The sequence below is a fragment of the Salmonella bongori NCTC 12419 genome (assembly GCF_000252995.1).
Lineage (GTDB): Bacteria > Pseudomonadota > Gammaproteobacteria > Enterobacterales > Enterobacteriaceae > Salmonella > Salmonella bongori.
Map to the genome: position 1 here is coordinate 3479691 of NC_015761.1, position 12739 is coordinate 3492429.

A 12739-nucleotide genomic window follows, 5' to 3' on the forward strand; every position below is an offset into this window, starting at 1 on the left:
CCGGGCGCGCGCTCAGCGGAGGTTTCCATCCGGGATAAGAGGGAAAGGAATAAACAGGCCGCGCGGCAAACCGACGATAAACGTCCGCTCGCTGCTAAAGAAAGTGAATGATGAAGATGTCGTGAAATCGGGTAGTAATGTTGTCATCATCAGCGTTCCTGGCCGTAAATGAAACACGCATACTCATAAGTCCTGTTGATTAGATACTAACACTTGTATTTGTTATGTCTATTCGCTTGTCCCGACAATCTCGCCGCCAACGTAATGGCGAAAACCGACGGCGACCGTACACGGGCCGCCGTGATGTTGGGGATCAGCGCAACAACGCTGTGGCATAAACGAAAAGAATATCCTCTCAACGGTTAGTCTATGCTTTTGGCGCCAGATCCTGCGCACACGCCCAGGCGCTTGACCACGCCCACTGGAAGTTATAGCCGCCCAACCAGCCGGTCACGTCCATTACTTCACCAATAAAATAGAGGCCGGGCACTTTACGCGCTTCCATAGTGCGCGAGGACAATTCATTCGTATCCACGCCGCCAAGCGTCACTTCCGCTGTGCGGTAACCTTCGGTGCCGTTTGGCTGAACACGCCATTCGGTCAACGTGTTCACCAGCGTTTGCTGTTCACGAAGGTTTAGCTGCCTGAGCGACACATCCGGAATCTGCCCAAGCTGCTGCAGGCACTCTACCAGCCGTTTTGGCAACTGCATCGCCAACGTGTTTTTTAAACTTTGGTTCGGATGCGCCGCGCGCTGCTCGTTGAGGAACCCTTCCACATCGACATCCGGGAGCAGGTTGATAGTGACGTATTCCCCGGGTTGCCAGAAACTGGAAATCTGCAATACCGCAGGGCCGGAAAGACCGCGATGGGTAAAGAGCAGGTTTTCCCGAAAAACCGTACCGTCCTGCGCGGTAATAACCGAAGGCACCGAGACGCCGGAAAGCACCTGGAGGTGTTCGAGTAGCGGTTTGTGCAACGTAAAAGGCACTAACCCCGCGCGTGTAGGTAGCACGTTCAGGCCAAACTGTTCGGCAATTTTATAACCGAACGGTGACGCGCCGAGCCCCGGCATCGACAGGCCGCCGCTGGCAATCACCAGCTTTTGCGTAGTGACCGTCTCGCCGTTCAACGCCAGTATGAAACCCGACTCATCACGCGCGACGCTCAATACCTCGCTACGCAGGCGCATCGTTACGCCGCCTTTGTCGCACTCGGCAACCAACATATCGACAATGCGTTGCGCGGAATCATCGCAGAACAGCTGTCCCAGCGTTTTCTCATGCCAGGCTATCCCATACCTGCCGACCAGATCAATAAAGTCCCACTGTGTATAACGGGCTAGCGCTGATTTGCAAAAATGGGGGTTCTGGCTCAAATACGCGGCAGGCTCAACATAAAGATTAGTAAAGTTGCAGCGCCCACCGCCGGACATGAGGATTTTACGTCCTGGCTTCTTACCATTATCGATGAGCAGCACGCGGCTACCCGCCTGTCCTGCCTGCGCAGCGCAAAACATGCCCGCTGCGCCAGCGCCTATAATAACGGTATCAAACCTTTCCACATGACTATCCTCTCTGAAAACAGGGGCAGAATTGTAAAGTTTCCTCAGTGGTCGCACCAGCACGAAAAGCGGCTGAAAATGGTATTTATCTGAAATATATAAGATAATTCTTTAGTGGCATAAAACAGAGCACGAAGTACATCAAAAAAAGTCTATATTTCACTTTGCCCGCGCCGCCAAAGTCCCTGATAATGCGCCGCGTTCATGTCCTCAAAATGGCGTAACGTCCTATGCTACATTTGTTTGCTGGCCTGGATTTACATACCGGGCTTTTATTATTGCTTGCTCTGGCTTTTGTGCTGTTCTACGAAGCAATCAACGGCTTCCATGATACAGCCAACGCAGTGGCAACCGTAATCTACACCCGCGCGATGCGTTCGCAGCTTGCGGTAGTTATGGCTGCGCTGTTCAACTTCTTTGGTGTTTTGCTGGGCGGTCTCAGCGTAGCCTATGCCATCGTGCATATGCTGCCGACAGACCTGCTGCTTAACATGGGGTCTTCACACGGTCTTGCCATGGTCTTTTCCATGCTGCTGGCCGCCATCATCTGGAACCTGGGCACCTGGTACTTTGGTTTACCCGCGTCCAGCTCGCACACGCTGATCGGTGCGATCATCGGGATTGGCTTAACCAATGCGCTGATGACCGGCACCTCGGTGGTTGATGCGCTTAACATTCCAAAAGTGATGGGCATTTTCGCCTCGCTTATCGTCTCGCCGATTGTCGGCCTGGTGGTTGCAGGCGGGCTGATTTTCTTGCTGCGTCGCTACTGGAGCGGCACCAAGAAACGCGCCCGTATTCACCTGACGCCAGCGGAACGTGAAAAGAAAGACGGCAAGAAAAAGCCGCCGTTCTGGACGCGTATCGCGCTGATCCTTTCGGCTATCGGTGTCGCGTTTTCGCATGGCGCGAACGATGGTCAGAAAGGCATTGGCCTGGTCATGCTGGTGCTGATTGGCGTCGCGCCGGCAGGCTTCGTGGTCAATATGAATGCCTCCAGCTACGAAATCACCCGTACGCGCGACGCTATCAATAATGTCGAAACGTACTTTGAGCAGCGTCCTGATCTGCTGAAAGCTGTTACCGGCGTTGATCAACTGATTCCATCTCCGGAACCGGGTGCAACTGAACCGGCTGAATTCCACTGCCATCCGGCCAATACCATTAACGCGCTCAACCGTGCGAAAGGGATGCTGGCAAACGTGGAAAGCTACGACAAGCTAAGCGTTGAGCAGCGTAGCCAGTTGCGTCGTATTATGCTGTGCATCTCCGACACCACCGATAAAGTCGTGAAATTACCTGGCGTCAGTAGCGATGATCAGCGTCTGCTGAAAAAGCTGAAGACCGATATGTTGAGCACCATTGAGTATGCTCCGGTATGGATCATTATGGCGGTCGCGCTGGCGCTGGGTATTGGTACAATGATCGGCTGGCGCCGCGTGGCAACCACCATCGGCGAGAAAATTGGTAAAAAAGGCATGACCTATGCGCAGGGAATGTCGGCGCAGATGACAGCGGCGGTCTCTATCGGTCTTGCCAGTTATACCGGTATGCCGGTTTCCACTACCCACGTCCTTTCCTCTTCAGTAGCGGGAACGATGGTGGTTGATGGCGGCGGGCTGCAGCGCAAAACCGTGACCAGCATTCTGATGGCCTGGGTATTTACATTACCGGCAGCGATTATTCTTTCCGGCGTGCTGTACTGGCTTTCGCTGAAAATTATTTAAGCCAACGTGCCGGATAGCGCTGTCGCCTATCCGGCCTGTCTGGATGAAATAATGTAGGCCGGCCATCCGGGATGGCTTATCTAACACGGGCGGGTCAGAGAACTGGCCCGCTTTTTTTATTCAGTGCCAAATCATTAGCGCAATCAGGCTCACCACCACCAAACCGCATAACGCGCTGGTCAACAGGAACTGTCGGCGCACACGCTCACAACGGCGAATAAATTCCTCATCATGATGATCGCGATAGCGCTGAGCATAGATATACCAGACCAGGCGCACCTGTTTATTAGGCTGGCCATGCGTGGTAAAGAAGCCGCCGCCATCGACATATTGATAGAGCAAAGGATCGCAACCACGAAGTACCACTAATAATGCGCGTAGCGATGAGAAATAGCGCGCCATATTAACAATGCAAACGACACATAAAGCCCAGAATAGTGAGACGGTGCTTATCATATCTCCTCCCCGGCGACCCGCCCACGGAGTTCCTCTCCGGGGCTACCGCTCCCCGATACCCTGCCAGACAATCAGTGAAAGCGTACTGCGAAAGCCGCCCGTGTTAGCGCTCCGCATTCGAACGGCTCTTATACTCATTGTAGGAGATCAGTTAATTTTTTTGCCAGAAGGTTAATCACTATCAATGCAATTGACTGAAAATTTTGTTTAACTACCTGGTAAGCAAGGCAGATTGACGGATTATCCTGGCCGCTATAATGTAGGGATAGTCTCTATATGGTAAACGGCTGAGCTGGCCCCGCGCATAGAGTTCGCAGGACGCGGGTGACGCGGCGGCATGAGAAACGCCAGTAGCTCAATGGTCATCGACAACTTATGGAAGGAGTAACACTATGGCTTATAAACACATTCTTATCGCAGTAGATCTTTCCCCGGAAAGTAAAGTTCTGGTTGAAAAAGCGGTCTCTATGGCGCGCCCCTACAATGCGAAGATCTCCCTCATTCACGTAGATGTGAATTACTCTGACCTGTACACCGGCCTGATTGACGTCAACCTGGGCGATATGCAGAAACGCATCTCCGAAGAAACTCATCATGCACTGACCGAACTGTCTACCAATGCGGGTTATCCGATCACGGAAACCCTGAGTGGTAGCGGCGATCTGGGCCAGGTGCTGGTTGACGCCATCAAGAAATACGATATGGATCTGGTTGTTTGCGGCCATCACCAGGACTTCTGGAGCAAACTGATGTCTTCTGCGCGTCAGCTGATCAACACCGTTCACGTTGACATGCTGATTGTTCCGTTGCGCGACGAAGAAGAGTAATACGCCGAGCCTTCCGGCACATTCTGGTTTCAACCACAACGCCCGCTTATGTGGGCGTTTTGTTTATCTTCCTTCCCAACGCTTTTAGTACATCATTCCATCACACTAAACATAATTAGTGTGATCCACTAATTAGTTTGTATATCATTTGTATAATAACCTATTAATCCGGTTAATAACCGCAGCCTATATCAGGGTAAGGCTTTTCGACGCGTTTTGATATACGCGTTCATACGTTTCGGGATGGCATTAAAAGGCGAAGGAATATGAATACAACTGCACCTACGGGCTTGCTGCAGCAACCTCGTCCGTTCTTCATGATCTTTTTTGTAGAATTATGGGAGCGATTTGGCTATTACGGCGTCCAGGGCATCCTGGCGGTTTTTTTCGTTAAGCAGCTGGGCTTCTCTCAGGAACAAGCCTTCATTACATTTGGCGCTTTTGCGGCGTTGGTTTATGGTTTAATCTCCATCGGTGGCTATGTTGGCGACCATCTGTTAGGGACTAAACGCACGCTGGTGCTGGGTGCGATTGTGCTGGCGATTGGCTATTTTATGACCGGGATGTCACTATTAAAGCCCGATCTGATTTTTATCGCTCTGGGTACCATTGCTGTAGGTAACGGCCTGTTTAAAGCCAACCCCGCCAGTCTGCTCTCTAAATGCTATCCCCCCAAAGATCCTCGTCTGGATGGCGCCTTCACCCTGTTTTATATGTCGATTAATATCGGTTCTTTGCTATCGCTATCACTGGCGCCGGTGATTGCCGATAAATTTGGTTATGCCGTGACTTATAACCTGTGCGGCGCGGGGCTGATTGTGGCATTGCTGGTCTACTTCGCCTGTCGTGGTATGGTGAAAAATATTGGTTCTGAACCGGATCATAAACCGCTACGTTTTCGTCATCTGCTGCTGGTATTACTCGGCACTGTTATTATGGTTTTCCTTTGCGCCTGGCTGATGCACAACGTTAAGGTTGCCAATCTGGTGCTCATCGTTCTTTCTATCGTCGTGACCATTTTCTTCTTCCGTGAAGCATTTCGTCTGGATAAAACCGGGCGCAATAAGATGTTTGTGGCGTTTATTCTGATGATTGAAGCGGTGCTGTTTTACATCCTGTATGCGCAGATGCCGACCTCGCTGAACTTCTTTGCCATTAATAACGTACATCATGAAATTCTTGGATTCGCCATTAATCCGGTGAGCTTTCAGGCGCTGAATCCGTTCTGGGTGGTCGTTGCCAGTCCGGTACTGGCAGCCATTTACACTCGCCTGGGCAGCAAAGGCAAAGACCTGACCATGCCAATGAAGTTTACGCTCGGGATGTTCCTCTGCTCGCTGGGTTTTCTGACCGCCGCTGCTGCCGGAATGTGGTTCGCTGATGCGCAAGGTCTGACGTCGCCGTGGTTTATCGTCCTGGTATATCTGTTCCAAAGTCTGGGCGAGTTGCTGATTAGCGCGCTGGGACTGGCCATGGTCGCGGCACTGGTACCGCAACATCTGATGGGCTTTATTCTGGGGATGTGGTTTTTAACTCAGGCCGCCGCGTTCCTGCTGGGCGGCTATGTCGCAACGTTCACGGCGGTGCCGGAAAATATCACCGATCCGCTGCAAACATTGCCTATCTATACCGGCGTCTTTAGCAAAATTGGCCTGGTAACACTGGCGGTCACCATTGTGATGGCGATGATGGTGCCCTGGTTAAATAGAATGATTAATACGCCGAGTACCGAGCAATAATCTTCAGTGCCGGATGGCGGCTATTGCCTTATCCGGCCTGCCTTCAGCATGCCCGATCGTTTTGCGCTATCGGGCATTTTTAATCATTACCCTTTGCGGGCATTAATCCATTCCTGAACTTCAACCACAAACGTATCCGGCGCCTTACGATACATTTTGCGTGCCAGGTCGAGAATAGTATGTTGCCCGAGCGCTTCTTCCATCCGTTGTTGCGCCATATCCATCACTGAGCGCACGCCGCAAATCCCTTCGCAGGCCCACGCAGGCGGTTGTTCATCAAATACCGCCAACCGCTGGCGAATCTCGCGACACTCAAAGATTCGTTTATCTCCGTCAATAGCGTTAACCACATCGAGCACCGTAATATGCTCGGCAGGTTTGGCGAGCTGAAAACCACCTCCCTTTCCTTCAATGCTGCGTACTAACCCAGCTTTCGACAGACGGGTAAAGATTTTAGCGAGATAATCGTAGGGTACGCTTTGCAGATCGGCAATTTCGCGCACACTCATCTCGCGGGCATCTCCCTTGCTGTCCACCATGCACATCAGACTATGGATGCCGTACTCAACCCCGGAACTGTAGAACGCCATACTCTTATCTCAGCCAAATTAATTCTGAGTTATTGTAGCTTTTTCATCATACTCATTCCAGACGGGAAGAAATACCGCATAGAATAAAATAATTTTATTCATTATTTTTCATATATATAAATGCATTTCCCGACCAGATATTCAAAATAGAAGCTAAATGACATTGCCTCTTTTAACTAGGACAAATACAATCCGAGTAAATACCTTATATTCAACCAGGTGAAAGCCAAATGCATAAACATATTCTGATCGTAGGGGCTGGATTTTCCGGGATGTGGGCGGCGCTCAGCGCGGCTCGTCTGGTAAATAACCATCAAAACAAGAACATTCAGATCACCGTTATCGCACCTCAACCAGAGCTACGCGTGCGTCCTCGTTTTTATGAAAACGCAGTAGAAACGTTAGTTGCACCGCTTCAGCCGCTGTTTGATAGCACAGGTATTCACTTTCTGAGCGGAACGGTGCAGCACATCCTTCCGGACACAAAAGAGGTGAGCTGGACAGATGCCTGCGGCGAAACGCATATAAGTCGCTACGATCGGCTGGTGCTTGCCAGCGGTAGTCACGTAGATCGCTCACAGGTGACTGGCGCCCGGACACATGCCTTCGATCTGGATCAGCTGGAAAGCGCAGTGGTTCTGGAAAACCATCTGAAAGACCTGGCTTATCAGGCCGACAGTGAAGCGCGTAATACCGTGGTCGTATGCGGCGGCGGTTTTACGGGTATCGAAATGGCGTTAGAATTGCCGGGCCGCCTGCGCGATATTCTCGGTGCCGATGCTAAGACCAGAGTAGTCGTAGTTGAGCGCGGCCCGATACCCGGCGCACGCTATAGCGAAGCATTGCGTAACATCATCATTGAAGCCTCTGCGGAACTGGGCGTAGAGTGGCTCGTTAACACAGAAGTAGAAAGCGTTCATGCCTCGGGCGTGACGCTGAAAAACGGGCAAACTCTTGCTTCGCAGACGGTAATCTGGACAGTGGGCGTACAGGCCAGTGCCCTGACGGCGCAGATTGATGCACCGCGCGATCGTCAGGGGCGTCTACAGGTAAACACCGAACTTCAGGTGCCAGGTTACGAAGATATCTACGCCACCGGCGACATTGCCTGTGCCGCGACAGACGATAAAGGCCACTATGCGCTGATGACCTGCCAGCACGCGATTCTGTTAGGTAAATTTGCCGGTAACAACGCCGCTGCCAGCCTGCTACACGTTGCTCCCCTGCCTTATCGTCAGGAAAAGTATGTTACCTGTCTGGATCTGGGAGCCTGGGGCGCAGTCTATACCGAAGGGTGGGATCAGCAGGTGAAACTGACGCGTGAAGAGGCGAAGAAGCTGAAAAAATCGATTGTCAGCGAACTGATTTATCCGCCGAAAGCCGATAAAGCCGTGGCATTTGCGCTTGCGGATCCACTGGCGCCGTTTGTTTAACCGATATTGCCGGATGGCAGAATGGCAGCGTAGGCCCGGTAAGCGTTAGCGCCACCGGGCAACGAATTACGCGACCGACGGCGTACCGGGGTAAATATCGAACCGGTGCCCCCTGGTCACTACCGCGTTCGGTGTGGTGACATCGCCGAGCGGCGGCGCATAATCCGGGCGTTTCACCACTACGCGTTTGGTCGCTAACTGACGTGCCGGCTCTAACAGCCCGTCGGCGTCTAAATCCGGCCCGACCAGTGACTGAAACACCCGCATCTCTTTCTTCACCAGCGCGCTCTTTTGTTTATGCGGAAACATCGGATCGAGATACACCACCTGTGGACGCGGCGTGATGTCGGTTAACGCCGTCAGGCTGGAGGCATGGATTAACTGTAAACGTTGCCGTAGCCACGGCCCGATTTCCGTATCGGCATAGCCGCGCGCCAGACCATCGTCCAGTAAGGCCGCCACCACCGGGTTACGCTCCAGCATACGCACACGGCAACCGACGGAAGCCAGTACAAACGCATCACGCCCCAGCCCCGCCGTCGCATCCACCACATCCGGCAGATAATCGCCCTTAATCCCTACCGCCTTTGCTACCGCTTCACCGCGTCCGCCGCCGAACTTACGCCGGTGCGCCATCGCGCCGCCGACAAAATCAACAAAAATGCCGCCGAGCTTCGGTTCGTCACGCTTGCGCAATTCCAGATGTTTCGCCGTCAGTACCAGCGCCATCAGATTGTCTTCGTCATGCTCCAGCCCCCAGCGGGCAGCCAGAACAGATAAGGCGCCGTCTGTGGCGCCCGTTTCATCCATTAAGCAGATTTTCACCACAGGATTAACTCTTAATACCGTAGTGTTCCAGCATCGCATCCAGTTGCGGTTCGCGGCCACGAAAACGTTTAAAGAGTTCCATTGGCTCTTCAGACCCCCCGCGAGTCAGAATGTTATCCAGGAATGACTGACCGGTATCACGGTTGAAAATGCCTTCTTCCTCGAAGCGGGAAAAAGCGTCTGCCGCCAGCACGTCGGCCCACAGATAGCTGTAGTAACCCGCTGCGTAGCCACCAGCAAAAATGTGGCTGAACGCGTGCGGGAAGCGCCCCCATGTTGGTGACGGCACCACAGCAACCTGTTTTTTGATTTCAAAGAGCGTTTCAAGAATTTTCGCTCCTTGCTGCGGGTTAAACTCCGCGTGCAGACGGAAATCGAACAGACCGAACTCCAGCTGACGCAGAATAAACAACGCTGCCTGATAGTTCTTCGCTGCCAACATCTTATCCAGCAGTTCCTTCGGCAGCGGCTCGCCGGTTTCATAATGACCGGAGATAAACGCCAGCGCGTCCGGCTCCCAACACCAGTTTTCCATAAACTGACTTGGCAGTTCGACCGCATCCCACGGTACGCCGCTGATACCGGACACCCCAGCAGTTTCAATGCGGGTCAACATATGATGCAGGCCATGACCAAACTCATGGAACAGGGTAATCACTTCATCATGGGTAAAAAGCGCGGGTTTACCGTTCACCGGCCGGTTAAAGTTACAGGTCAGATAAGCGACCGGTTTTTGTAGGGTGCCGTCGGCTTTGCGCATCTGGCCGACACAGTCGTCCATCCACGCCCCGCCGCGTTTGTTCTCGCGGGCGTACAGGTCGAGGTAGAAGCTACCGCGGAGTTCATTATGCTCGTCATATAACTCAAAGAAACGCACATCAGAATGCCACACATCCACATCAGTACGTTCTTTCGCGGTGATGCCGTAAATGCGCTTCACCACTTCAAACAGGCCATTCACTGCTTTGTTTTCCGGGAAGTACGGGCGTAACTGCTCATCGCTAATGCTGTAAAGATGCTGTTTCTGCTTTTCGCTGTAGTACGCGATATCCCACGGTTGCAGCTCGTCGACGCCGAATTCTGCTTTAGCGAAGGCGCGCAGTTGCGCCAGTTCTTTTTCTCCCTGTGGACGGGCGCGTTTCGCCAAGTCGGTTAAGAAATCGAGCACCTGCTGCGGATTTTCCGCCATTTTGGTAGCCAGCGATTTATGGGCATAGTTTTCGAAACCCAACAGTTGCGCCAGTTCATGGCGCAACGCAAGAATTTCTTCCATCACCGGACTGTTATCCCATTTACCCGCGTTCGGCCCCTGATCGGACGCACGGGTGGAATAGGCGCGATACATCTCTTCGCGCAACGCCTGGTTGTCGCAGTAGGTCATGACCGGCAGATAGCTCGGGATATCCAGGGTCAGCAGGTAACCTTCCTGCTCTTTGGCTTCCGCCTGGGCTTTAGCGGCGGCGAGCGCGCTTTCCGGCATTCCCGCCAGCTCAGCGTCATCGGTGATGAGCTTTGTCCAGCCCATCGTTGCGTCAAGCACGTTATTACTGTACAGGTTACCCAGTTCCGACAAGCGCGTGGCGATTTCACCATAACGCTGTTGTTTCTCTTTTGGCAGACCGATGCCGGACAGTTCAAAATCACGTAACGCGTTATCGACCGCCTTCTTCTGTGCGGTATTCAGAGTGGCATAATGATCGCCGTCACGCAGGTTGCGGTACGCGTTGTACAGGCCTTCATGTTGCCCAACCCAGGTGCTGTATTCAGACAGCAGCGGCAGCGTCTGCTCATATGCTTCACGCAGTTCAGGACTATTTTTTACGGAGTTAAGGTGACTCACGGGGGAGAAAATTCGTCCCAGTACGTCATCCGCCTCTGCCAATGGCTGGCAAAGATTTTCCCAGGTATACGGCGCGCCCTGCGCCACTACCCCTTCTACCGCCGTCCGGCAATCGGCCAACGCTTTGGTGACTGCAGGCACCACATGCTCAGGTTTAATGGCAGAAAAAGGCGGCAGTGAAAAAGGTGTCAGTAATGGATTGGTCATATGCGCAGTCCTGTAGAAAAGGTGAAAGGAGCGCGCTTTCGGCGCTCTCGCGATGAGATCTAGAATGGGGGATAGTAGGCGGAATTTCAATGATAGACCGTGCGCAGTGGCGGGTATCACTGCAATAAGCCGCCCCTTAAAATATCATCCCGGCTTACGCACGATAAGCCGGACGATAACATTAGCGCATTTTTCTCGCCATTTCATAAGCCGCCGACAAATCCAGACGCTGCCAGAACTGTTGGTCATCCGTCTCGCCGGATAACGGATATCCTGCCGGTATCGCCGTCTCTTTCATCAGCGTCTCGCGCTGCGCCGAAGACAGATTCGGCAGAGCAGCATGGAGCAAAACCTCAGCGCCTTTTGGTACTTTCAACGGCTGATACGCGTCTTTCTGCTGCGGCAGATTATAGGTCATGGTGAAGCGATAAAAGGTATGCATGGCCGGGTCGCGGTACGGATCATCTTTTCCGGTCGAGGCCGCACATTCGACAATCGTCATACCGCATTCTTTCACCAGCGCCTCGCGCAGTTGGGCGCGAGCTTCATTGAATAACGTACGATAATGCGGATCATTAAGATAATGCGCGACATTACGCTGTGCGATCATGCGTCCGCCCATCACATCCAGCGGATAGTGTACGCCGAGAACCAGACGGGAATAGCCATAGCGCGCGCCGCGAATAACCAGCGCATCAAAGCGTTCCGGAATCATTTCCGCCATCAGTAGCGCATCCGTGTAACCGTCATTAGTATGGCCACTGGGGAAAGCGCCGCCATCCGCGGTATAAGGATGATCATCTTTTACCACCACATCATCTGGCGTCAGACGAATAGCATTGCCCGGAACCTGGAAAGGGCGTGGATAGTGAAAATACGTTTTCGCAGCGCTGGTGCTGACTTCCGACGCTTTAATCAATGCCGCGGCTTTGCCTAACTCACCTTTATCATAGGCGGCGAGAAATGCTCTCCCCAGCCGTGGCCCCATCGCATCGCTAAGATAGTAGAGATAACCCACGCTTTCCGCATCCGCCAGCGCCTGGTGACGAGTGTTGAGATCGGCATCGTGGTTAATCGCCGTCACCGTCGCCAGATTGTCTTTCAATACCGCCTCCGGCAACGTCCTGAAAGCGGAAAGCAGCGTAATTCCTGCCTGTTGATTCTCCCTGGTCTGAAAGTCGTAACCGCTGGCCTGTAGCCAGGCGGTATCCGCCTGAGGGGGATTCTGTTGTGCCTGAGCCAGCGCGTCGCGGGTCAACTCTGCGGCATGGCCTTGTAATGCTTTACGCAATTGAGTCAACCATTGAGACTGAAGATGATTAAAGGCGGCGCTCGTCGAGTCTGGGGTTACACTTTTCGCTACCGACTCCGCCTGAGAAAGAGGAATATCCTGGGCCAGTGTCGGTATCGCCAGCGTCAGCGACAACGCCAGTGCAGTAATTTGTAGTTTCATTATGGTTCCTTACATTAAAAATAACGTCAGGTCAAAGCCACTACCTTGCCTGCAGGCGATGCTGGCCTGCTTATT

12 protein-coding genes are annotated in these 12739 nt (G+C 52.8%); 5 read left to right on the forward strand and 7 right to left on the reverse strand.

The features are described 5' to 3' along the window. Nucleotides 1-12 precede the first annotated feature (12 nt). Nucleotides 13-150, reverse strand: coding sequence for a hypothetical protein (locus tag SBG_RS22845; RefSeq protein WP_020845477.1), 138 nt, complete (start codon nt 148-150; stop codon nt 13-15). 114 nt (nt 151-264) lie between these two features. On the opposite strand from SBG_RS22845, the gene SBG_RS22125 reads away from it, so the two are divergent. Next, nucleotides 265-366, forward strand: coding sequence for a helix-turn-helix domain-containing protein (locus SBG_RS22125; RefSeq protein WP_079774305.1), 102 nt, complete (start codon nt 265-267; stop codon nt 364-366). Between the two features lies 1 nt (nt 367). Here SBG_RS22125 and SBG_RS16525 read toward each other — a convergent pair whose 3' ends face one another. Beyond that, complete coding sequence (locus SBG_RS16525; RefSeq protein WP_000439246.1) at nt 368-1564, reverse strand: BaiN/RdsA family NAD(P)/FAD-dependent oxidoreductase; 1197 nt, start codon at nt 1562-1564, stop codon at nt 368-370. Nucleotides 1565-1794: 230 nt separating this feature from the next. On the opposite strand from SBG_RS16525, the gene pitA reads away from it, so the two are divergent. Next, the gene (pitA, locus tag SBG_RS16530; protein ID WP_000902758.1) at nt 1795-3291 is read left to right on the forward strand and encodes an inorganic phosphate transporter PitA; all 1497 of its coding nucleotides are present in this window, start codon (nt 1795-1797) and stop codon (nt 3289-3291) included. Nucleotides 3292-3411: 120 nt separating this feature from the next. Here pitA and uspB read toward each other — a convergent pair whose 3' ends face one another. Next, a complete protein-coding gene (uspB, locus tag SBG_RS16535; RefSeq protein WP_000626193.1) occupies nt 3412-3747 on the reverse strand; it encodes a universal stress protein UspB in 336 nt (111 codons plus the stop codon). Nucleotides 3748-4139: 392 nt separating this feature from the next. Here uspB and uspA point away from each other — a divergent pair, with 392 nt between their 5' ends. Further along, a complete protein-coding gene (gene uspA, locus SBG_RS16540; RefSeq protein ID WP_000323565.1) occupies nt 4140-4574 on the forward strand; it encodes a universal stress protein UspA in 435 nt (144 codons plus the stop codon). Nucleotides 4575-4840: 266 nt separating this feature from the next. Then, nucleotides 4841-6313 carry a dipeptide/tripeptide permease DtpB gene (gene dtpB / locus SBG_RS16545; protein ID WP_001098265.1) on the forward strand — a complete coding sequence of 491 codons (1473 nt, stop codon included), beginning with the start codon at nt 4841-4843 and terminating at the stop codon, nt 6311-6313. Between the two features lie 86 nt (nt 6314-6399). Here the strand turns inward: dtpB and SBG_RS16550 are convergent, their stop codons facing one another. Further along, nucleotides 6400-6903: an RrF2 family transcriptional regulator gene (locus SBG_RS16550; RefSeq protein WP_000896453.1), complete on the reverse strand. Its 504-nt coding sequence runs from the start codon at nt 6901-6903 to the stop codon at nt 6400-6402. Between the two features lie 230 nt (nt 6904-7133). On the opposite strand from SBG_RS16550, the gene SBG_RS16555 reads away from it, so the two are divergent. Then, nucleotides 7134-8336, forward strand: a complete 1203-nt coding sequence (locus SBG_RS16555) for an NAD(P)/FAD-dependent oxidoreductase (protein ID WP_000548762.1) — start codon at nt 7134-7136, stop codon at nt 8334-8336. Nucleotides 8337-8402: 66 nt separating this feature from the next. Here SBG_RS16555 and rsmJ read toward each other — a convergent pair whose 3' ends face one another. The 3 genes from rsmJ to SBG_RS16570 form a co-directional block, all read right to left on the reverse strand. Next, nucleotides 8403-9161, reverse strand: a complete 759-nt coding sequence (gene rsmJ, locus SBG_RS16560) for a 16S rRNA (guanine(1516)-N(2))-methyltransferase RsmJ (RefSeq protein ID WP_015703045.1) — start codon at nt 9159-9161, stop codon at nt 8403-8405. Between the two features lie 7 nt (nt 9162-9168). Beyond that, on the reverse strand, nt 9169-11211 hold the full coding sequence (gene prlC, locus SBG_RS16565) for an oligopeptidase A (protein WP_000184165.1): 2043 nt from the start codon (nt 11209-11211) through the stop codon (nt 9169-9171). A 181-nt stretch (nt 11212-11392) separates the two neighbouring features. Next, complete coding sequence (locus SBG_RS16570; protein WP_000775813.1) at nt 11393-12664, reverse strand: acid phosphatase; 1272 nt, start codon at nt 12662-12664, stop codon at nt 11393-11395. Nucleotides 12665-12739 lie beyond the last annotated feature (75 nt).

What these genes read in the sequence shown, in the direction of transcription:
- SBG_RS22845 (WP_020845477.1), bottom strand. Translation starts at nt 150, where the DNA reads ATGATGACAACATTACTACCCGATTTCACGACATCTTCATCATTCACT.
- SBG_RS22125 (WP_079774305.1), top strand. Translation starts at nt 265, where the DNA reads ATGGCGAAAACCGACGGCGACCGTACACGGGCCGCCGTGATGTTGGGG.
- pitA (WP_000902758.1), top strand. Translation starts at nt 1,795, where the DNA reads ATGCTACATTTGTTTGCTGGCCTGGATTTACATACCGGGCTTTTATTA.
- uspB (WP_000626193.1), bottom strand. Translation starts at nt 3,747, where the DNA reads ATGATAAGCACCGTCTCACTATTCTGGGCTTTATGTGTCGTTTGCATT.
- uspA (WP_000323565.1), top strand. Translation starts at nt 4,140, where the DNA reads ATGGCTTATAAACACATTCTTATCGCAGTAGATCTTTCCCCGGAAAGT.
- dtpB (WP_001098265.1), top strand. Translation starts at nt 4,841, where the DNA reads ATGAATACAACTGCACCTACGGGCTTGCTGCAGCAACCTCGTCCGTTC.
- SBG_RS16550 (WP_000896453.1), bottom strand. Translation starts at nt 6,903, where the DNA reads ATGGCGTTCTACAGTTCCGGGGTTGAGTACGGCATCCATAGTCTGATG.
- SBG_RS16555 (WP_000548762.1), top strand. Translation starts at nt 7,134, where the DNA reads ATGCATAAACATATTCTGATCGTAGGGGCTGGATTTTCCGGGATGTGG.
- prlC (WP_000184165.1), bottom strand. Translation starts at nt 11,211, where the DNA reads ATGACCAATCCATTACTGACACCTTTTTCACTGCCGCCTTTTTCTGCC.
- SBG_RS16570 (WP_000775813.1), bottom strand. Translation starts at nt 12,664, where the DNA reads ATGAAACTACAAATTACTGCACTGGCGTTGTCGCTGACGCTGGCGATA.